The organism is Pseudomonas sp. DSP3-2-3, assembly GCF_049898225.1.
Classification (GTDB): domain Bacteria; phylum Pseudomonadota; class Gammaproteobacteria; order Pseudomonadales; family Pseudomonadaceae; genus Aquipseudomonas.
In genome coordinates this window covers 1-20216 of record NZ_JAFCXH010000054.1, presented here as the reverse complement: position 1 = coordinate 20216, position 20216 = coordinate 1, and the positions used below count along the sequence as shown (strand labels likewise).

The 20216-nt window shown below is 53.5% G+C and carries 15 protein-coding genes and 3 pseudogenes; 12 read left to right on the top strand and 6 right to left on the bottom strand.

Translation table 11 applies throughout. The features are described from left to right. Positions 1 to 301: 301 nt before the first annotated feature. From ACP7E4_RS29625 to ACP7E4_RS29610, 4 genes and pseudogenes are all read left to right on the top strand, one after another. Positions 302 to 604: pseudogene (locus tag ACP7E4_RS29625) on the top strand (PAS domain-containing protein); the annotation flags it as partial. Then, a pseudogene (locus ACP7E4_RS29620) lies at positions 599 to 889 on the top strand (methyl-accepting chemotaxis protein); the annotation flags it as partial. The pseudogenes ACP7E4_RS29625 and ACP7E4_RS29620, both read left to right, overlap by 6 nt. A gap of 385 nt (positions 890 to 1274) precedes the next feature. After that, the gene (locus ACP7E4_RS29615; protein WP_426119707.1) at positions 1275 to 3101 is read left to right on the top strand and encodes an amidohydrolase; all 1827 of its coding nucleotides are present in this window, start codon (positions 1275 to 1277) and stop codon (positions 3099 to 3101) included. A gap of 395 nt (positions 3102 to 3496) precedes the next feature. Next, the gene (locus ACP7E4_RS29610) at positions 3497 to 4549 is read left to right on the top strand and encodes a helix-turn-helix domain-containing protein (RefSeq protein WP_426119706.1); all 1053 of its coding nucleotides are present in this window, start codon (positions 3497 to 3499) and stop codon (positions 4547 to 4549) included. Positions 4550 to 4564: 15 nt separating this feature from the next. On the opposite strand, the gene ACP7E4_RS29605 is transcribed toward ACP7E4_RS29610, so the two are convergent. Further along, on the bottom strand, positions 4565 to 4738 hold the full coding sequence (locus tag ACP7E4_RS29605) for a hypothetical protein (protein WP_426119704.1): 174 nt from the start codon (positions 4736 to 4738) through the stop codon (positions 4565 to 4567). A gap of 350 nt (positions 4739 to 5088) precedes the next feature. On the opposite strand from ACP7E4_RS29605, the gene ACP7E4_RS29600 reads away from it, so the two are divergent. The 4 genes and pseudogenes from ACP7E4_RS29600 to ACP7E4_RS29585 all read left to right on the top strand — a co-directional run bounded on the left by ACP7E4_RS29600 (position 5089) and on the right by ACP7E4_RS29585 (position 9205). Continuing rightward, positions 5089 to 6441 (top strand): DUF1329 domain-containing protein, encoded by a 1353-nt coding sequence (locus ACP7E4_RS29600; RefSeq protein ID WP_426119703.1) that lies wholly within the window; start codon positions 5089 to 5091, stop codon positions 6439 to 6441. A gap of 384 nt (positions 6442 to 6825) precedes the next feature. Next, a pseudogene (locus ACP7E4_RS29595) lies at positions 6826 to 7923 on the top strand (HAMP domain-containing protein); the annotation flags it as partial. Next, positions 7900 to 8781 carry a methyl-accepting chemotaxis protein gene (locus ACP7E4_RS29590; RefSeq protein WP_426119711.1) on the top strand — a complete coding sequence of 294 codons (882 nt, stop codon included), beginning with the start codon at positions 7900 to 7902 and terminating at the stop codon, positions 8779 to 8781. The pseudogene ACP7E4_RS29595 and the gene ACP7E4_RS29590, both read left to right, overlap by 24 nt. Before the next feature lie 166 nt (positions 8782 to 8947). Then, on the top strand, positions 8948 to 9205 hold the full coding sequence (locus tag ACP7E4_RS29585; protein WP_426119701.1) for a hypothetical protein: 258 nt from the start codon (positions 8948 to 8950) through the stop codon (positions 9203 to 9205). Positions 9206 to 9359: 154 nt separating this feature from the next. Here ACP7E4_RS29585 and ACP7E4_RS29580 read toward each other — a convergent pair whose 3' ends face one another. From ACP7E4_RS29580 to ACP7E4_RS29560, 5 genes are all read right to left on the bottom strand, one after another. Continuing rightward, positions 9360 to 9926: an IS4 family transposase gene (locus tag ACP7E4_RS29580; RefSeq protein ID WP_426119700.1), complete on the bottom strand. Its 567-nt coding sequence runs from the start codon at positions 9924 to 9926 to the stop codon at positions 9360 to 9362. Positions 9927 to 9960: 34 nt separating this feature from the next. Then, the gene (locus ACP7E4_RS29575) at positions 9961 to 10530 is read right to left on the bottom strand and encodes a DUF4372 domain-containing protein (RefSeq protein ID WP_426119699.1); all 570 of its coding nucleotides are present in this window, start codon (positions 10528 to 10530) and stop codon (positions 9961 to 9963) included. A gap of 347 nt (positions 10531 to 10877) precedes the next feature. Further along, positions 10878 to 11675 (bottom strand): SDR family oxidoreductase, encoded by a 798-nt coding sequence (locus tag ACP7E4_RS29570; protein WP_426119697.1) that lies wholly within the window; start codon positions 11673 to 11675, stop codon positions 10878 to 10880. A gap of 61 nt (positions 11676 to 11736) precedes the next feature. Next, positions 11737 to 12789, bottom strand: a complete 1053-nt coding sequence (locus tag ACP7E4_RS29565; protein ID WP_426119695.1) for a phosphotransferase enzyme family protein — start codon at positions 12787 to 12789, stop codon at positions 11737 to 11739. A 9-nt stretch (positions 12790 to 12798) separates the two neighbouring features. Beyond that, complete coding sequence (locus ACP7E4_RS29560; RefSeq protein ID WP_426119694.1) at positions 12799 to 14076, bottom strand: aspartate aminotransferase family protein; 1278 nt, start codon at positions 14074 to 14076, stop codon at positions 12799 to 12801. Positions 14077 to 14494: 418 nt separating this feature from the next. Between ACP7E4_RS29560 and ACP7E4_RS29555 the strand changes: the two genes are divergently transcribed. From ACP7E4_RS29555 to ACP7E4_RS29540, 4 genes are all read left to right on the top strand, one after another. Beyond that, positions 14495 to 16117 (top strand): DUF1302 domain-containing protein, encoded by a 1623-nt coding sequence (locus ACP7E4_RS29555; RefSeq protein WP_426119693.1) that lies wholly within the window; start codon positions 14495 to 14497, stop codon positions 16115 to 16117. A 157-nt stretch (positions 16118 to 16274) separates the two neighbouring features. Continuing rightward, the gene (locus ACP7E4_RS29550) at positions 16275 to 17345 is read left to right on the top strand and encodes a WD40/YVTN/BNR-like repeat-containing protein (RefSeq protein WP_426119692.1); all 1071 of its coding nucleotides are present in this window, start codon (positions 16275 to 16277) and stop codon (positions 17343 to 17345) included. After that, positions 17342 to 19807, top strand: coding sequence for an efflux RND transporter permease subunit (locus ACP7E4_RS29545; RefSeq protein WP_426119691.1), 2466 nt, complete (start codon positions 17342 to 17344; stop codon positions 19805 to 19807). Before ACP7E4_RS29550 ends, ACP7E4_RS29545 begins: the two co-directional genes overlap by 4 nt. A 248-nt stretch (positions 19808 to 20055) precedes the next feature. After that, a partial coding sequence (locus ACP7E4_RS29540) for a transposase (protein WP_426119709.1) occupies positions 20056 to 20216 on the top strand: 161 nt, incomplete at its 3' end.

Sequence of the window (20216 nt, the reverse complement as noted above, 5' to 3'; positions counted from 1 at the left end):
ACTCGACTCTGCTTTACGTAAGCCCGATGCAATACGAGAAGAACTGGCAAATGCAACAACCTTAGATACTCAACCCCGACGCCGGGTTAAGGGATACGTTTCTCGGGGGCAAGGTCAAAGTTCGTTTTTTTGTAGCTGAGAGTTTGATATCTCGCATGAAGAATCGACCTGGATTATCTAGGGAAGGTCTGAAGTACCCACCGATTTTTCATGCCCTCGCTACTTGAGGCTCAAAAATCATAAGTCGGTCGAAAATCAGACCTTTCTTGCCCTTAATTCATGGTTCTTTCCTCTATGGGACATGGAAGTGATCGCTGGCGATCCGGTTAACCCACGAAACCCTATATGGTGGTCTCTGCAATTCTGGCGCCTGCTTGGTTTTGAGACAGTCGAAGAATTTCCGGATGTACTCGAAAGCTGGACTTCACGCCTGCACCCCGAGGACAAGGAGCGCAGCCTGACGGCATTAGCTGAGCATTTGAATGACCGCTCCGGCAGAACCGCGTTCGACATTCAATATCGGCTCAAGCTCAAGAGCGGTGAGTTCCGCTGGTTCCGCGCCCGTGGCCAAACCCGTAGGGATGAGCGCGGCACACCACTGCGAGCGGTTGGTGCGCTGGTAGACATCCATTTCCAGCACGAACAAGAACAGTTGCGCGAAACCGAAGCCAAGCATCAGCAGAATCTGGAGCAGAACATTGCTCAGCTGACGCAAACTGTGGGCACTATCCAGAGCATTGCCAGCCAAACCAATTTGCTTGCACTCAACGCTGCTATTGAAGCGGCCCGAGCGGGCGAGGCTGGGCGCGGATTTGCGGTGGTGGCCAATGAAGTCAGGAAACTTGCTACCCGAACCACTGAAGCCACGCAGGAAGCGACCAGCATGATGAGCAAGTGATTCTGCTTCTAGGGGAAGCAGCGGCGGGGCGATGCGCGGTGGGTTTGTTTCTCTCACCAGCTGCTTTAGCATCAATTGAGTAGCAGTCTGGCTGTTATTGCTCAACAGACAGCAATTAGTCACTTCCCGATCAGGCAGGGGCCCAACCAGGTTGCACAACATCGCTCACGATGGAGGCAACTGCTTCTATTGTACTGATGAAGATCATCTGCTCAGTACGCATAGGCTGTGCTGTGAAGACGCGATGCCAAAATTGGATAACGGGCACTTTTGCCGCGCTCGTACTCTCATGAGAATGACCTGCAACCCTCTTGGGTGGCCGCATGCTGGCGGACAGGTTGATTAAATCCAGAAAGACCTTCTTCGAGGACCAGAAATGGAAAGTTCAACTCGTCGCACGCTGATTTTCGGTGGCCCTGTCTTAACTCAGAATCAGGGGAGGGAAACTCACGAAGCCATCGTTCTTGAGGGGGACTCGGTGGTTGCTACCGGAGCGTTGGCGGACATGCGTAGTTTAGCGGGGCCCGCAGCACACAAAATTGATGTTGGTGGCGCCTGTGTTATTCCGGGCATCATTGACAACCACCCACATTTTCTTCACCTCGCCAGTTTTGATGCGATGTGTGTCGATCTGTACGATGCACGCAATCACGATGATATACGTGCGCGGATTCGAGAGCGTGCGGCAGTTACTCCCGTCAATGGTTGGATTGTCACCACACCCGTGGGTGAACCCCATTACTTTATTCGCCGCTCTTGGCGCGACTTGCCTGAAGGACGTCTGCCAAATCGATATGAGCTCGACGCCGCTGCGCCTGATCATCCGGTCTGGATTCAGGCCTACGCGCCGCAAGTGCCGAACATCAGTGTTCTGAACTCCAAGGCATTGCAGATCCTGGGACTCGGACGAGATTTGCCCGATGTGGTGGACAATGTCTGGATTGAAAAGGACGATTCCGGTGAGTTGACCGGTATCTTCCGGGGTAGCGTGATCAATTACTACAACGACAGCGCGTTCTGGATGACCCGAGTGGTTTCGCAAATGCCACTGCCGCCCGCAGATCTTTGGTATCACGGTGCGCTGGCGGGTCAAATCAGGGCGGCCAATCAAGGGGTAACCGCATGTTATGAGGCGCATGTGATGAACGCTTCCCATATCGCTGCTTACCAGCGCGTACGTGATGAAGGCCTGCTGAGTATGCGAGTCATGTCCGCTCTTGATGTCGCACCAACGTCCTGGGATTTAGGGCTCGGCCTAACTGACGAGAATGTGTACAAGAATTTCGAGCTGGCGATGAAACTGTCGCAAACCAGCGATCCCTTGTACCGAGTTAATGGTATGTCGCTGGCAAGGGGGGGAGGCGCCTGGTCTGGTTTTCTTAGAATCGATCAGACTTACAAGGATCCCTATGGACGTCCAACTAATGGACGTACATTCGTACCACAAAGCATCGAGCGCAACGCCATTGAATATTGCCTGCGTAACAATGTTCGATTGAACATGGTACAGGGCGGCTATCAGGATCACAGAGAGTTTCTCGAGTCCCTTGAGCCTTTCCTCTCACAATGGAATGTGCGGGAGAGGGAGTGGATCATGCAGCACAATATCCTCATCGATGAGAAAACTATCAAGCGTTATGCCGAACTGAACTTCCATCTTACCAGCAGCTTGAGCTTCTGCTGGGGCAAGGGAGATTTGTATCAGGAGCGTATTGGCGAACATGTGCTCCCGGATCTGGTGCCGATTGGTAAGATGATGGCTTCCGGTGCCAACGTCGGGCTGGGTTCTGACTGGGGGCCAACCAGTCCATTCGAGCACATGGCGCTTGCTGAGACGCGCGAGTTTTCAGGTTCGGGGCGCAAGCATTCCGGCCCTGGTAACACAATCGATCGGCAACAAGCATTCGACGCCTGGACGATAAACAATGCCCGACTGATGCAATGGCAAGGTATAGGTGCGCTGATGCCGGGATATAAGGCCGATATTGCCATCATTGATCAAAATATTCGGACATGCAGCCTCGACCAATTAGCCAACACGCAAGTCCTGCGTACGGTGATGGGGGGGAAGGATGTTTTTGATGCTGGTGTCATACCTCGCTTAGACGGGGGCGAGTTATCCCTGGAGCGTTCGCGGCCGATAAAGCGCAGCGCGATGAAAGGTCATATTTGCGGTGCTAACTGCGGTTATGCACATGAATAGGGCGCATTTTTAGAAGACGATCATTTTAGAGGCAGATCGGTCGTAACTTTTCTTTATAAGGACTCGGCCGATCTTTCACCTTTTACTCTTTTTTTCTTCTTTATCAGTGATATGGCGAGCCCGAATTCTGGATGGGTGTACTTTGGTTGCACTGCATTAAAAACGCGAATTTCCGTTACGTTTTGAGCGTGGGTAGCCGGCCGAAATGCTCTCGATATCAAAGTCGAGTCTGTTTTGGATGTTATCAATATACCTGGATGTTTGTAGGAGTGGTGTTTTTTATAACCATGCTTCGGTTTTTTTGCGTTTTGATTAGCAGTTCGTCACATTACTAAATTTGGTGATGATGTTATTGAGTTTTTCAGCATTCTGGAGCGTCTTTTGCATGTTTTTTTGTGGCCGGATTTTTCGGTGCGTTGGCAAAAGTCGTATCTTTCGAAGGCTATAACAATATGAAATCAGAGAGTGTTTGCCGTACTAGAGATTACTATGTTCATGCGGGTCATCATTCAGACCCGTTCACCAATTCTGGAGCGTTTGATGGCTGGGATCTGGAGTACATTCAACTTTCTTCAGGGCAATATCAATGTAATACTAAGGAATTATGGCTTTCTGGATTACAGATTTATACAGAGATCGGAAATGTAACGAGCCACCAACTTGGTATTGCGTGGGCTGATTCATTTGTTTTTGCCCTGCCTTGGTGCATGGAGCGCGAAGGACGAATAAATGGTCGAAGCTGGATGGCAAGTGACCTCGTCATTTTTAGAGGCGAGAATGATTATGATGCATTGGTTCCCCCGACCAAATTGCTGATTGTGGCAGTCTCTCGTAAAGTGGTTGCTGAATATATGGAGGCAGTCGAACATGTGTCGGTAAAAGACTGGCTGAAACGTGGGATGTTCCTGGTCGACGACTCGACATGCACGGCAAGCATGGCCAAAGTGTTCATTGGTATGCTCGACGTCTGTCATGATGATCCGGAGATGCTTAGTCATCCTGAGGTACGCTCAGCCTTGATGCAAAAGGCGATGGAGACACTGGCCCCTGTTATCCTAAAAAATTTTACAGTGCCAGCGATTGTCCATCGAGAGTTCAATCATGTGCAGATCGTGCGCCGGGCACGCGAATTTTTAGTTGATAATATTTCAGAGCCCTTGCAGATTATTGATGTCTGTCGTGAGCTTCGTGTTTCTCGACGAGTATTGCAATACAGTTTTCAGGATCTGTTGAATATCAACCCGGTGAGTTACCTTCGGTTGCTCAGGCTGAATGGAGCTCGTCGTGATTTGGTGAGTGCGGGTGATGGTGCGGTGCAAGTAAAAGATGTTGTGGCGAGTTGGGGGTTCTGGCATTTGAGTCGTTTCAGCTCTGAGTATAAAAAAATATTCAATGAACTTCCTTCGGAGACGTTAAATCGCGTAAAGCGGGACATACGCGCTCTGTAGCGCGTATCTAAAATATCAAAGCGTCACTGCGGGTTGCGATGTCTTCGGCAACCTCCTGCAGCTTATCGCCTCGGTATCGACAGTCTGGCCGATGCCAATATAGATAGCCTTCTCGATACCGATCAGAATCGGCATTGATGGGAGATCCAGCTTGGTCATCGCCTTCATCGCCCGGCATCGATTATCCATTGCAAATCGCCCTCTCTCTCGGGTGCATAATTGTGATTGTACGGAAATCAGATAAGAGGTTCGGTTTGTCGTTCAATCAGTTCAGACAGCCAGCTTGGCTGGTGATGCAGTCGCCACTTTCCGTTAGCGATGGGGGAAGCCTCTGCCTTCTGACGGATGGCACGAGTTGTTTTACCTTATGCCAAATCTGGCTAACACTACTATTTTGCGCTTCGTACTCTTGCAGGCATCAGTATTGCCATGAGGTACAATTTACTGAGTAGTGAAAGATAAAACGCTTCTTATAAAAATCGCTCAGGGGCGCTTTCAATATGCCGCTCCACCGAAAGTTAAAACACAGGAGCAAACAAATGAGCAAACTATTATTCCCCTCGCTGCTAGTAGCCTTGCTAGCGTGTGGTCCTGAGGCGTTTGCAGCCGTCTCTGCCCAAGAGGCTGCGAAGCTGAACAACGAACTCACTCCGTTAGGAGCTGAAAAGGCCGGGAACAAGGATGGCACAATCCCGGCTTGGACGGGTGGCTATACTAAGCCAATTCCTGGGGACGAGCCGGGCGGGCGTCGTGGCGATCCGTTCAAGGATGAGAAACCGCTGTTCTCAATTACGCCGGCGAATGTCAGCCAGTATGCCGATAAGCTCACCGAGGGGACCCAGGCGTTGTTGAAGAAGTACCCGGAAAGCTTCCGGGTCAATGTTTACAAGACCCATCGAACCGCAGCCGCACCACAGTGGGTGTATGACAACACCTTCAAAAATGCGACCAATGGCAAGATGAATGGTGACATTCCGCAAGGTGTCTATGGCGGTATTCCTTTCCCCATTCCGCAAAGCGGTGCGGAGTTGATGTGGAATCACGTGCTGCGTTGGCGTGGCACTTCAACATCGCAAATGATCAAGACCTATCAGCTGACCGCCAGTGGCGACGCCGTACTGGTTTCTGACTTTGTTCAAAACACCGAGATGCCTTACTACTTGCCAGACAGTAATCTTGAAGAACTGGCCAAGACCAATAATTATTGGCGCTCCCGCCTGGATACCATGGCACCGGCAATCCGTGCAGGAGAGGCGCTTGCCGGCATCGAAAACCTGGACGGTGACAAGTCACAATACTGGATATATCTCGTTGGCCAACGTCGGGTGCGCAAGCTGCCAAACACCTGTTGCGATACACCATCGACGGCCACTGCCGGGGTGATGAGCTACGACGAAATCTCGACCTTCTCGGGTCGGCTCGATCGGTTCGACTGGAAAATTATCGGCAAACAGGAAAAGTATGTCCCTTACAACAGTAACAGTGCGCTTCAGGTAAAAGATGACAAAGAGTTGCTGTCCAAGCATCACCTCAATCCTGAGCACGTACGTTGGGAATTGCACCGGGTTTGGGTGGTGGAAGCCACCTTGCGCAATGGCAAGCGCCACCAAGCGGTGAGAAGTCGCTATTACTGTGACGAGGACAGTTGGACATGCTTGTTGGGCGATCGCTGGGACGCTAATGGTCAACTCTGGAAGACACTTCATGCGGACGCTGTTGTTGCACCTGACGCTCCGGCAGTGGTGATTACAAGTTTTGGTTTTAACGACCTCATATCGGGTACAAGCTTTGAGACTCTCATTAATAACAAACCGAAACAGTACGCGCTCACCCCACGCTTCGACAAAGATGCGTTCTCGGCCGACTCGATGGTCGGCGACAGTTTGCGCTAGATAATATATCTATATTTGGCACTGTCACCTGTTAAAGGCCGCTAAACCGGGAAATGGTGTCCACTTAGTTAAGTGGGCACCATTTTTTAGGTGTAATTTCATGCAGCTGAAAATTTTGCGGTGCTCTCTTTATCTGTCCTCCAATTGTTACCCAATCGGCTTTGCCAGTCATAAGGCGTATGGAGGTCGATTTGCCGATGTGAGTAATTGTCAGTCTGTCTGATAGCTGCAGGACTGGCATTTTTTTTGCGATTTTTCAAAGTGTGCCATAACTCCCATATTCGTACGGTCGACTTGCACGAGGCCGGGAGTGCACCTGAAAGGTTTTAGCTTTTACCAAGAAGTCCAGCGCATCGCGCCATCCAAAAAAATGGAGTGCTCAAAATGTTTGAGTTTGTCAGGCGCTTATTAGTTGATCTTTCTGTGGGCAAGAAATTGCTCTGTGGCTTCGGGTTGGTTCTTTTCTTGACAATAGCGGTGATGGGCACAGGTTTTTTTGCCCTAAGCTCGGTGCTCGGGCAATACCGGCAGGTCGTGCAACTGTCGACCATTGATACGCTGATCTTGCAAGCACGGCGCAGTGAGCGGGACTTTGCCATCAGCCGTGCCGAGGTTGACGCCCAGGCGGTACGCCAAGGGCTTGCCCGTGTGCGTGAGCTGTTCGGGCAATATTCGGAGTCGGTGGACGGGGACGAGAAGGCTCGTCTGCAGGCTATGGACCAGGCTGCATCGGTTTATCTCGAACAATTTGAGGCGTTTGTTGAGCAGCATGCTAAAGCCCTCCAGGCTCGACAGCAAATGACCCAGACAGCCAACGAGGCACGCAGGCAGTTCGAGACAATTGAGTTGGATATATACGATGCTCTGCGTGAGAAGAACTATGAGAGCGGTCAGTCCAATGATAATGATCCACTGGATTTGGCCGAAAAAGTGTCTGGGATGAGCAAGCGCATGCTCGACCTGCGTAGCAATGAAAGTCTGTACATAATCGATGGATCTGCCGAAGCTTTGGACGCTTGGCTCTCTATCAGCACAGAGCAGGGCGCACTCGCACGTAATCTGAGCATCTGGCTGGATGAGAGGCAGCGCAATAACATCAATGCAGCCCTTGCTGCACTCAAGAGTTACCAGGACGCGTTCTTCAATTATCAGCGCGTGGTTAAGAAGACTGCCGAGATTGAAGGAGTGATGCTTGACCGAGCCCTGACTGTGCTAACGCTGGCCGAAACGGCCAAAAAACTGCAAGGCCAAGCGATGAGCTCTGGCAGTCACCGCGCGTTGTTTCTGCTCGGGTTGATGGGCTTTGTAGCTGTGCTGATCGGATTGTCCGCCTCCTTGTTGATAACACGTCAAATCGTCCTGCCGCTGCGCCAGGCAGTGGTCTTAGCACAGCGCATTACCGGGGGTGATCTAAGCCAGGACATCACATCAGAGCGTCGTGATGAGGTTGGCCAACTAATGACGGCCATGCAAGGCATGACTCTCAATCTACGGAACCTGATTCGGCGCATAGGTGTGAGCGTTACTCAGATATCTGGCTCCGCAGAACAACTTTCCTCCATTACTGCTCAGACCAGCAGTGGAGTGCAGACGCAGAAGCTGGAAGTCGAGCAGACAGCTACAGCCATGCATCAGATGGCTACGACTGTGCAGGAGGTCGCCCGGAACGCTGAGCAGGCGTCGCAGGCGGCCCAACAGGCTGATTCGCAGGCGCAGCAAGGCAATTTGGTGGTGCAGCAGGCAATCGGCCAGATCGGTGATCTGGCAACTGAAGTGGCGCGTTCCTCTGACGCTATCGCCGCGTTGAATCAGGAAAGCATGCGCATTGGTAGCGTGCTCGAAGTCATTCGCGGGGTGGCTGAACAGACTAACCTGTTGGCGCTCAACGCGGCCATCGAGGCGGCCCGTGCGGGTGAACAAGGGAGGGGATTTGCGGTGGTCGCCGATGAAGTGCGCGCTCTGGCTCGCCGCTCTCATGACTCCACCAAGGAAATTGAAAGGCTGATAGTTGGCCTGCAAACCTTGGCGAGTAACGCGGTGCAGCAGATGGACAGCAGTTGTAAGCAAACTCAGCGCACCGTTGCTCTGGCCAGCGAAGCTGGCGATGCTCTGATCCGCATTACCCGTTCGGTTAGTACGATTGAGCAAATGAACCAGCAGATCGCCGCTGCGGCTGAGCAGCAGAGCGTAGTTGCAGAGGTCATCAATGGAAGCATCAGCCGGGTTCGTGGCATTGGAGAGCAAAGCGCCGATGCAAGTCAGCGAACTGCAGTTTCCAGTGCAGAGCTTGCACGATTGGGAAGAGAGCTCCGAGAGCTGGTTCAGCAATTTCGAACCTGATTTTTCTGACGAGCAATTTACGGCAGGGGGAGGGCTATGAGTTTCAGTTCATCAGGCCCAACTGTGGCCTGGGACGTCTGGATGCGAGATATCAATCGAATCTGCGGGGCACTTGCCGGGCGCTACTTGAGTGAAGGTATCTATGGGAAGATCGGGTCATTTTCCAATGGGCCGTGATGGCGAGGTTACGCTGGGGGCGCTGTTGGTGCTATTGCGCCCAGTCATTGAGGTAAGTGAGGGGCAGGACAGGCGCAATCGTCTGTTTCGAAAGGCTATTGCTTTCATCGATGCGCACATCCACGAAGCTGATCTGTGTCCGGAACTGATCTGTCGTCAGGTCGGTGTTTCTGTTCGGGGGGCTGTATTGGATGTTTGCTCGCCGCTGGCTGGTGGTCTCGCAGCATATCAAAGGCTGCTGACTTGAACGTTGTGCCGAGGTTCTGCGTCGGGCACCAGTCGGGCAGCCCCTTTCAACACTCGTTGGTCAATGGGGCTCTGGCGATTACTTCTACACAGCCTTCAAGGCGCGCTTCGGCATGAGTCCACGTGAACGCCCACGAGTGTCCGGTAAACACGTTTCATAGCTGAAGGCTGTCTTGGGCAGCCTTCAGCTTTTCTCGCTCCAGCCTTCGTCGGTCCCTCAACGCTGGGGTAGCGGGCCGTTCATGCAGGACATGCGCTATGCGAACCGTCAGCTCGAACAACGAGCCGGTAAATCCTGAGCGACGATGGAAAAGTTGCAGTAACAAGTAGCTGATCAAGGCACTGTAAATTTGCAAGCGCACGGCGTTTTCAGAGAAGGCATAGAAGCGTTTGAGCTTCAGATGTTGTTTGATCCACTTGAAAAACAGCTCGATCTTCCAGCGATCTTTGTACAGGGCTGCGATTTCTTCAGCTGTTCTCGTGAAGTCGTTGGTCACCAGGATTAACGGTGTGGCATGGCCCTCACGCTCAACCACGACACGTCTTACCGGTGTTTCCCGGTAGGCATTCAGGCGTTTACCGGCCAAATGCTTTTTGCCAAGCTGGACGACTTCATCGGTCATGACCGGGCTTTGCTCGGCTGCGGTCGAGTGCTCGTCCAGCACTTTGATATTGGCGTTTTTCTTCAAGCGGGTGACGAAGAAAGCCCCCTTGGTCTGCAACTGGTGCCACCAGTTGTAATCGCAATAGCCCTTGTCAAAAAACATACGTCATGCCGGCCTTAATCGGCATTTCCAGTGCGTCGCTCATGTCGTTGATGTTGGCGGGAGTAATGTTCACGTACACCGAGGCCAACTGCGCCAGATCCAGCCCGACATGCACTTTGAGGCCTTGTCTAATGCGGGTTTTCGTCGCGGCTGTCAAGCCATCGAAGTGAGGTCCGCGCAAGGTGATCGAAGTGGAATCAATCAGGCTCACCATGGCGCCGACTTCCTTGCGCTGCTGGCGGCTGATGCTGAGCAACAGAAACTCGCAGAGGTTCTGGAATGGCCGGTAGTCGCGCTTATTCAAGGCATTGGACAGGGTCGAGCGGGCAATAGGGCCGGCTTTAAGATGGTAGCTATGCGGGCCTAGAGTTTCGGAGAAATTCGCCAAGGACCGCAGGCTTGGGGCTTGGGTCAAATGACCGCTGACCAGTGTCACCAGCAATTGCCAGGACGTGCAGCGTTTGACATAGCGATCCGCCCGGTGCCTTTCGGTGGATTGCCGGAAAAACTGACGCGGGATCGCACTGAGTAGGTGGGCTAAACGGGTGCTGGTAAACATGAGTCAAAATCGAGTCTGAAAAATCAGATTATGACTGACGGCCGCCAACAGCAAGGGGGAGCAAGCTCCCCCTTCGGTTTTTACCGGACACTAGTGACGTGAATGCCGCAAGTGTCACGGTTGATCTGGCGTAAGTGGGCTCTATCTCTGCCCTGGGAATGACGATCACATCGCCCCATCGTTATTTTCAGGCGGGGCAATGTTCTCCGGCCTTAGCGGCGCAAACACACGGACTTGGTTTCGCAGTAGGCGTCCAGTCAGTCGACTCGACTTAACCCCTCGATGACCAGCGCCGGATCGGTATCAGCCAGCGCAATGGCAGGATTCTTGCCCCGAGACATCACTACTTATCGGCCGCGGTCTGTATAGAAGCCTTGCAATTGAACTGAGCTTTCTGGCGTGCATGAACCGCCGTCGACGATGATGCTCTGCCCGGTAACGTAGTTCGCCTCGTCGCTCGCCAGATAGAGCATGGCGTGAGCGATGTCGTGAGGGTGACCGAGTCTTCCGATCGGTACCTGAGTGGCCATTTCCGCTTGTTCCTCTTGGCTGACTAGTTGGTCCATTGCTTGGGTGAGGATGTAGCCGGGCTCAACGGCGTTAACGGTAATGCCGTCTCGTGCGTATTCGAGCGAAGCAGCGCGGATGAATCCGTTCAGCCCGGCCTTGCTGGCCGCGTAGTGAGCCAGCAGCGGCATCGCCACACGTGGGCCGGTTACTGACGACGTGAAGAGAATGCGGCCATGGCCGCGTTCGCGCATCGATGGTGACACTGCCTGAGTCAGCCAGAAGGCGGCCTTCAGGTTTACCGTCAAAGTTTCTTCCAGTTGCGCGTCGCTGAGGTCGTCGATCGTCGCCATCGGGAATACCCCGGCGTTATGCACGAGAACATCTAATGCACCGTGCTCTGCGAGTACAGCTTCGACCAGATGCCTGGCATTATCCGCTGTACTGAGGTCGGTCTGCAGCCATTGTGCCTGGCCGCCGCTGGCGATGATGTCGGCGACTACCTTACGACCTTTTTCAGCATTGCGAGCCGCCACCACAACGTGAGCTCCTGCTTTGGCGAACACCTCGGCGATGCCCTGGCCTATGCCCTGGCTGGCGCCGGTCACTAAGGCTACTTTTCCTTTCAATCTAAACATACATCACCCCTTTGTTTGACCACGCCCTTGTATGGGCTGTCGTATATCGATGGTTGGCCATTTACTCGGCTTTGGCGGAACTGCTATAGGTCTTGACAAACTCGGCGGCGAGATCACATGCCAGTTCGGTCAAGAAGGGAGCGAGTTCCCTGGCGACGTCCGACCCTTCTCGGGTTTGCACCCAGCCCAAGTAGGTGAAGCCCCGTGCCATCATGAAGACCGGCAGTTTGGCCAGGACCTTTTCAGGTAGAGCTCGATATGCTCGGTAGCCTTCGATCAGAGCGTCGTGAGCAACCTTGAAATTCGCATCTCGGCGGACGAAGTAAAGCGCAGTGGCCAGTTCAAACAGATGCCATCCGAAACCAGCGTCATCGAAGTCCAGCAGACGCACGGTATCGCCCGAGATCATCAGATTCTCCGGCACAAAATCGGCGTGGATCAGGCCGTAGTAGTCGTCGTGCTCGGGGGCCTGGGTAATTGTTTGCAGCTCGGAGCGAACAATGTTTCGTGCCGTCAGGACCAGTTGCTGTTGCTTTTCGTTGAGGCTGCGCAGTTCCCAGAAGCGCCCCCAGAAAGGGGAGTCGCCGACCAGGCCTTCAGCGTCCCAGGCATGGCGATTGAACCCTTCGGGCCGACGCCATTGTCTGCCGTGCTCGTGGAGGCGTGCGGCGATGTTTCCAATGGTCCGGTAAGTATGCTGGATCTGCTGTATGTCATCGCCGAGGCCGCCTTCAGCCGTGCCGAGCTGGCGACCTTCGATCCACTCGAACAGGTCGATCTGTAAGGTTTCGCCAGTGGAGGGTAGCGTGGCCAGAATGAACAACTCACCTTTGTCGGTCGGTACTACTACGGGCACGTCGATTCCGAATTGCTGTAGTGCAGCCATCCATTGCAGCTCGGAGCGCAACGCTGCGTCCGAGTGATAGCCGCCACGGTGCACACGGAGGGCGTAGCGGTTTCCGTTTGTGGTCTCGATTTTAAATACTGCATTTTCGCGGTATTTGATCAGGGTGACGTCCAGACAGTCCATGTTCCAGTGGTGCAACGACGCCCGTGCCAGCCCCAGTAGATTGCTCAGCATCTGCTCCTGGTTAATTTCAATGTGTTCGCTCATGGGCGGCTCCTACAGAGTTGCCAGGCAATCGTCGAGGGTATTGATGAACAGGTCGGCGTGTTCGGTCGTGAAAGGCAGCGGCGGGCGCACTTTGAGTACGTTGTCGTTCGGTCCCAGGCGGCTGATCAGAACACCGCGGTCCTTCATCAGGTTGACCACCTGCTTGGACAAGTCCCTTGCGGGCTCTTTGCTGTTGCGGTCCAGCACCAGTTCGATGCCGAAAAACAGCCCTGAACCTCGGACGTCGCCGATGATCTCGTGGCGCTGCTGGAGTGCGATCAAACCCTTGAGCGTATGCTCGCCAACCTGGGCAACATGCTCCAACAGTCGTTCTTCCTGGATAACATCCAGCACCGCCAGTCCTGCTGCGCAGGAGACCGGATTTCCCCCGAAAGTGTTGAAGTACATCACCCGCTCGCGGAAGTTGTTGACTAGATCTGCTCGAGACACCACGGCGCCGATCGGATGTCCGTTGCCCATGGGTTTACCCATGGTGACAATATCCGGAACAACACCGACCTGATCCTGGCCCCACATATGTCCGGTGCGACCGAAGCCTGACTGGACCTCGTCAAAGATCAGCAAGCCACCGGCTTCGCGTACCAAGCGAGCTACTTTTTGGACGTAGCTGGAGGGAGCGCCAGGCAGGCCCTCGTTGGCGAAGATCGGACAGATCAAAAGCCCGGCGAACCCCAAGCCGTCTGCCTTCAATGCTTCGATAGCTTTTGCGACTTCAGCGACATAGGTGTCGATGAGTGCTTCGCCCTGTAGGCCGCCGAGCGGACGATAGTGGTCGGGGAATGGCACTGCACGTACATTGAGACTTCCGGTGACGCCACCGGTAAACATAGTCGACAGCTCATCCACTGCCGCCGTATTGCCATGATAAGTACAGTTCGAACAAATGATGCCCTTGGCGCCGGTTGTCATCCTGGCTATGCGCAAGGCCAATTCATTGGCTTCGCTGCCGGTGCAGGTGAAAATGGCCATATCCAGTGATTTGTCAAAAGTCGCTGTCAGGCGCTCGGCATAATTGACTACATTCTCGTGTAGGTAGCGGGTATGTATGTTGAGATCGGCTGCCTGTTTGCAAAGAGCCTCTACTACTTTGGGGTTGCAATGCCCCACTACCGGTACGTTGTTGTAGGCATCCAAATAACGTTTACCGTCCGCATCAAATAGCCAGACGTCTTCGCCGCGCACAATGTGTAGCGGTGTGTCATAGAAAAGCGGTGCAGCCTTGCCTAATAGCTGATTTCTGCGCTGCAGCAATTCGATGTTGGTCACCGTTCGCTCCTTTTTATATCGTTTTCGCATGTACAGAGGGTTTCAGTCGACCACTGCTGTCCAACCTCTGCAAAAAGATTTGATGTCGATCTTAGTGCTGACGAACAAGATACAAAGAGAAGGAGGGGGGGTGTTATCCAATATTGGCATGCACCAAATCGCTGGACTCTCTGTAACTGGAGTCGACAGGATGGGACATTCTGCGAACTCTCATCGACTTCTGGATGAGTCAGGCTTGCCGCAGTGGGATTTCAATGCTTCTGCGTTTTTGATGCCAAATTAGGCTAACGGACGCTGCGATGCCTTCGTAATCTAATTTCCGTCGGAATGCTCTGACACAACTCCGGCGTTTGTCGGTGAGTGACGGGTAGTTCCATTGGTCGATGACTATGAATCAGGCACTAGCGGAACCAATAAAATGAATAAAAATAAAGCCTTGCGTCCACTCGCGATCTCCATAATGGCTATCATGTCGCCGAGTGTTTATGCATTCGTGATTGACACTGAAAATCCAGATTTCAAGCTTCGGTGGGACAATACGGTCAAGTACAACAGTGCTTTTCGTGTCAAGGGGGCGTCCGATAAGTTGACTTCCTCGGTCAACCAGGATGACGGTGATCGAAACTTCAGCAAGGGCTTGATTTCCAACCGGTTCGACGTTCTCTCAGAGTTGGATATGAACTACCAGGGTTTCGGCGCACGGTTGTCGGGCGCTGGCTGGTATGACACCGTTTATAACGAATCCAACGATAATAATTCGCCGAGCACGGTTAACTCCGTTTCCCGTCCCTATGACGAGTTCACCAGCGATACCGAGAAATTGCACGGGCGAAAGGCCGAGTTGCTGGATGCGTTTGTTTATGGCCGAGTGCCTATCGGGGATACCAAGGCCACCTTTCGAGCGGGCAGGCATGCCCTGATTTGGGGTGAGAGCCTGTTCTTTGGTGCCAACGGCATTGCAGGTGGGATGGCACCGATAGATGCAGTGAAAGCTCTGTCTGTACCCAATACCCAGTTCAAGGAGCTGATTCGCCCGGTCCAGCAGTTTTCCGGGCAGCTTCAGTTAACGCCGGACGTCTCCATCGGCGCCTATTACCAGTGGCGGTGGGAAGAAACGAAGTTGCCTGCTGCTGGCAGCTATTTCTCGACCCTCGATGTTATAGGAGATGGTGCCGAGCGATTGATCGCCGGCCCTCCTGTCATACCAGGAGGTGGGCCATTGACGTTCTTCCGAGGGAAGGACATGAAGGCCAGGAATTCCGGGCAAGGTGGCGTGCAAGTACGCTTCAGCGTCGATGAAACAGACTATGGCATCTACGCGATCCGTTACCACGACAAAACACCTCAGCTTTATCTACGACCTGGTGCCCTCAATCCTGTCAGTGGACAGATCGGTGAATACCAATGGGTTTATCCGGAAGATATCACTGCTTACGGGGCGAGTTTCAGTCGCACGTTTGGCGACTACAACATTGCCGGCGAAGTATCTGTGCGTCGCAACACTCCTCTGATCAGCGGTGGCGCGGTCGATTTGACAGGCACCGGCGATAACGATGGCAATCCGCTTTATGCCGTAGGTAATTCCCTGCATGCGCAAGTGTCTTGGTTGGCGACCCTGGGTCCATCACTCATCGCAAATGAAGCCAGTTTTCTCGGGGAGGTCGCTTGGAATCGACGCACGAGTATTACCAAGAATCCTGATCTTCTAAGCCCCAATGCTGATCGAGATGCAGCCAACATACGCGTAGTCTACGAGCCATCTTATCGCCAGTTTTTTTCTGGGGTAGATATCTCCGTGCCATTAGGTCTGGGCTTCGGTATTGGCAACTCGTCAGTAGTGGGGTCGTTTAACGGAGATCATGTCGGAGATGTCAGTATCGGGTTGAAGGCGACATACCTCAACGATTGGAGAGCGGGGCTTACCTACACCCATTTCTTTGGGCCGGAAGGTACGTTCCTGGATGACACGAGTTTCACGTCATACAAACAATCGATGAAGGATCGCGACTTCGTTTCTCTTTCACTACAGCGCACATTCTAAGAGAAAGGTTTGCCCACAGGTTCGCGCTTCGTCTGTTAGGTCAGGCGCTTATCATTGGGTAAACAGTGGCAGTGAACTCAGGGTAAACGCGTTGAGTATCAAAGCTGCATGCTCAACGTTTTACTGGTGAGTTACTGAACGAAGTACGGAGTCAATTATGTCAAACATGAGTAACGTTTCTCGACATTTAGCATGGTGCCTTCTTTGGGGCATGGTTCTTATATCGACATTGTCGATTGCCAATGGGGCGCCGGTTGGATCTGCGTTAGAAAGACCCTCAGTTCCCACTGTAATGGCGGCTCGCTCGTACTTGCTTGGCGTGGCGCAGGCGGGAAATCGCCTCGTCGCTGTGGGGGAGCGGGGAATTGTGGTGTTGTCCGATGATTCTGGAGCGAACTGGCGGCAGGTGCAGACCCCAGTCAGCGTGACGCTGACCGGCGTGCGCTTTGCCGATGCCAGGAACGGCTATGCCGTTGGGCATGGAGGTTGCGTGCTAGTGACCTCTGACGCTGGCGAAAGTTGGACACTTAGCCTCGACGGCCGGCGGATTGCCCAGATAGTTCTTGCTGAAGCGCAAAAAAAAGGCGAAGCCCGGCCAATCGCTTTCGCGCAACGCATGGTTGAGGAAGGGGCGGACAAGCCTCTTCTCGATGTTCTGGTGCGCGATCCTCTTAATGCCGTTGTGGTGGGTGCTTACGGAATCGCCCTATCAACCACCGACGGTGGCAAGACCTGGTCATCCTGGGGAGACCGAATTCAAAACCCTGGTACGCTTCACTTGAATGCAATACGCGGCGAGGGCCAGACGATCATTATCGTTGGCGAACAAGGGTTGGTTCGCACTTCAGAGGATGGCGGTGCGACCTTTTCCATCGCCCAGACACCCTATCGGGGCAGTTATTTCACGGTAGAAATTCTATCGAAGCATGAAGTTGTCGTCGCTGGTTTACGCGGCAATGCCTTGCGCTCTGAGGATGGCGGCAAGACATGGACATCACTGGTCTCGCCGGATGAAGCGTCTATTACCTCTTCTGCGATCCAGCCTGATGGTCACTTGATTCTGGTTAATCAGGCGGGATTGGTAATGCGCGAGCGGGGAGGAAAGCTCGAACCACTCAATACCCGACCTTTTCCACCCCTTAACTGTGTGCTGCTCACATCAAACTTGAGCACGGTGGTGCTCAGTCAGCTTGGCGTACATGTAGTCAAACCTGGAGATAAGCTGTGAAGATTCAATCGTCAGACCTCTCAGGGGATGCCGTCAATTTCGATCACCAGTCGGGCTCCCTGCTGGAACGCGCGTTATTCAACAATCGACTCGTGGTCATCATTCTTTGTGCCATTGTTACCGCTTTATTGGGGTGGCAGACGACCAAGCTGGAGCTCAATGCCAGCTTTGAAAAAACCATTCCGACGCAGCACCCTTACATCCAGGAGTTCAACAAATACCAGAATCAGTTGGCTGGTCTTGGCAACGCTGTTCGCGTTGCAGTGGAGAGTCCTAAAGGCACCATTTACGATCCCGGATACCTCGATGCGTTGCGCCGCATGTCCGATGAAATCTTCATTTTGCACGGGGTGGATCGGGCGAACATGAAGTCACTGTGGACGCCATCAACACGGTGGACGGGCGTGACCGAAGAGGGTCTTGAAGGCGGCCAGGTGATTCCTGAAGGATACGACGGCAGCCCTTCGAGCCTTGAGCAGTTGCGGGCGAACATCGCCCGCTCCGGTGAGATCGGCCAGATCGTGTCCACCGACGGCAGGTCATCGGTGATCTACGTTCCGTTACTGGCCAAGGACAGCGAAGGTCGCCCCTTGAACTATGCGGTATTCGCCGGATATCTGGAACAACTGCGTCACAAGTACGAAGCCGAAGGTAATGTGGTGCACATCACAGGGTTCGCCAAGATTGTCGGCGATCTTATCGACGGTGTGCGTTCGGTCTTGGTGTTCTTCGCCATAGCCGTCGGCATCGCCACTGTTACGGTGTTTTGGTTCACCCGTTGTGCCCGCTCTACGTTGCTGGTGGTTACAGCATCGTTAATCGCAGTGGTATGGCAACTCGGACTGTTGCCGACGCTTGGTTATTCCCTGGATCCCTATTCTATTCTGGTGCCGTTTCTGGTGTTCGCTATTGGCATGAGCCATGGCGCGCAGAAGATGAATGGCATCATGCAGGACATCGGGCGGGGCGTTCCGAAGTTACTCGCCGCACGCTTCACATTCCGCCGTCTGTTTTTGGCAGGTATGACGGCACTGCTGGCCGATGCTGTCGGCTTCGCAGTGTTGCTGGTGATCGACATTCAGGTTATCCGCGAATTGGCTATTGCTGCCTCGATCGGCGTGGCGGTACTCATCTTTACTAATCTGATCCTGTTGCCGATCATGCTTTCCTACACTGGCGTCAGCGCCTTTGCTGCCAAGCGTAGCCTGCATGCCGAGTCAGCAGATGATAAAGGGCAGGGCAAGCACCCGCTCTGGTCTTTTCTGGATCGCTTCACTCAGCGCAGGATGGCTGCCTTCGCATTGGTGGGGGCCACGATCATTGGTGTGGCCGGTTTTGTCGTCAGCACCCATCTGAAAATCGGTGACCTGGACCCAGGGGCGCCCGAGCTGCGTTCTGACAGTCGTTACAACCGTGATGTGGCCTTCATGAACACGAGCTACGGTGCATCAAGCGACGTTCTCGCTGTCATGGTCGCGAGCCCCGCAGGCCAATGCTCCCAATACGAAACGCTCAACAAGATCGATTCGCTGGAATGGCAACTACGTCAGCTCCCGGGCGTCGAGACGACCAACTCACTATCTCTGCTGAACCGGAAAATGCTGGTTGGTTTGAACGAGGCCAACCCTAAGTGGTACGAGTTCCTTCCCAATCAGAGCATGCTGAACACGATCACAGCTGGCGCACCGCGCGGGCTTTACGACGACAGCTGCAGCCTGTTGACGCTTTACATCTATTTGCGCGATCACAAGGCTGACACGCTGTCTTCCGTGGTCCGGTTTGTCGAAGCATTTGCCCGCGAGAACGATACTGACGATACCAAGTTCCTGTTGGCTGCCGGGAACGCCGGTATCGAAGCGGCCACTAACATTGTGGTCAAGCAAGCCTGGTGGCAAATGCTGTTTCTAGTCTATGCCGCTGTTGCGGTACTAAGCCTGATTACCTTCCGTTCCTGGCGGGCGGTGGTAGTAGCGGTATTGCCATTGATGCTTACCTCGATACTCGCCGAGGCGTTGATGGTCACTCTCGGCATGGGCGTTAAGGTTGCGACATTGCCTGTCATCGCCTTGGGGGTGGGAATCGGTATCGACTACGCCCTGTACATCCTGTCCGTCACTTTGGCTCAGTTGCGAGAGGGTAAGAGCTTATCCGAGGCCTACTACCGAGCCCTGTTGTTTACCGGGAAGGTTGTGATGCTGACGGGTATCACGCTGGCCATTGGTGTTGTCACCTGGGTGCTAAGTCCTATCAAGTTTCAGGCGGATATGGGACTGCTGTTGGCCTTTATGTTCCTATGGAACATGTTGGGAGCACTGATCCTGCTACCGGCACTAGCACATTTCCTCCTCAGACCGAGTGATATAGCCGCCGCTGCCGATTCGCAACAGCCTGAGCAGTCGTGTGCAGCGAAGGGCGAGGTAGATCACGGCCAGCTAAGCCACAACTTGAAAATACCGGTTTGATATCGGAGCTCCAGGCGTGGGCGACATGTCCGGACGGCGCTCATAAATCAATACATTGTCGAGAGGGGGGCTGGCACTTGTTCCAAGTGTTTGACCCTCGAACTCACTAACTTTCAAAGAAGATGTTTGTCATGGCATATCAAGGAAATGAACTTGTTTTGGTAAACGCTTCGATCTACACGATGAATGACCTTGCCCCTGAAAAACGTATCCCTTGCCAGGTGTCTCAATAGCCGCAAGGATACGACATGACTAAGTCCAAGACAGGCCGCGTTAAATACACCCTCGACTTCAAGCTTGAGGCCGTGCGATTGGTTGATACTGGCCTGACGCTTGCTGCCGCTGCCCGCTCTCTGGGTATGTCCGACCAGACCCTGTTCAACTGGGTCAAGGCTCATCGTCAAGGCAG

Coding starts and splice junctions, on each gene's coding strand:
- ACP7E4_RS29615 (WP_426119707.1), top strand. CDS start 1,275: ATGGAAAGTTCAACTCGTCGCACGCTGATTTTCGGTGGCCCTGTCTTA.
- ACP7E4_RS29605 (WP_426119704.1), bottom strand. CDS start 4,738: ATGGATAATCGATGCCGGGCGATGAAGGCGATGACCAAGCTGGATCTC.
- ACP7E4_RS29600 (WP_426119703.1), top strand. CDS start 5,089: ATGAGCAAACTATTATTCCCCTCGCTGCTAGTAGCCTTGCTAGCGTGT.
- ACP7E4_RS29590 (WP_426119711.1), top strand. CDS start 7,900: ATGACGGCCATGCAAGGCATGACTCTCAATCTACGGAACCTGATTCGG.
- ACP7E4_RS29585 (WP_426119701.1), top strand. CDS start 8,948: ATGGGCCGTGATGGCGAGGTTACGCTGGGGGCGCTGTTGGTGCTATTG.
- ACP7E4_RS29575 (WP_426119699.1), bottom strand. CDS start 10,530: ATGTTTACCAGCACCCGTTTAGCCCACCTACTCAGTGCGATCCCGCGT.
- ACP7E4_RS29570 (WP_426119697.1), bottom strand. CDS start 11,675: ATGTTTAGATTGAAAGGAAAAGTAGCCTTAGTGACCGGCGCCAGCCAG.
- ACP7E4_RS29565 (WP_426119695.1), bottom strand. CDS start 12,789: ATGAGCGAACACATTGAAATTAACCAGGAGCAGATGCTGAGCAATCTA.
- ACP7E4_RS29555 (WP_426119693.1), top strand. CDS start 14,495: ATGAATAAAAATAAAGCCTTGCGTCCACTCGCGATCTCCATAATGGCT.
- ACP7E4_RS29550 (WP_426119692.1), top strand. CDS start 16,275: ATGTCAAACATGAGTAACGTTTCTCGACATTTAGCATGGTGCCTTCTT.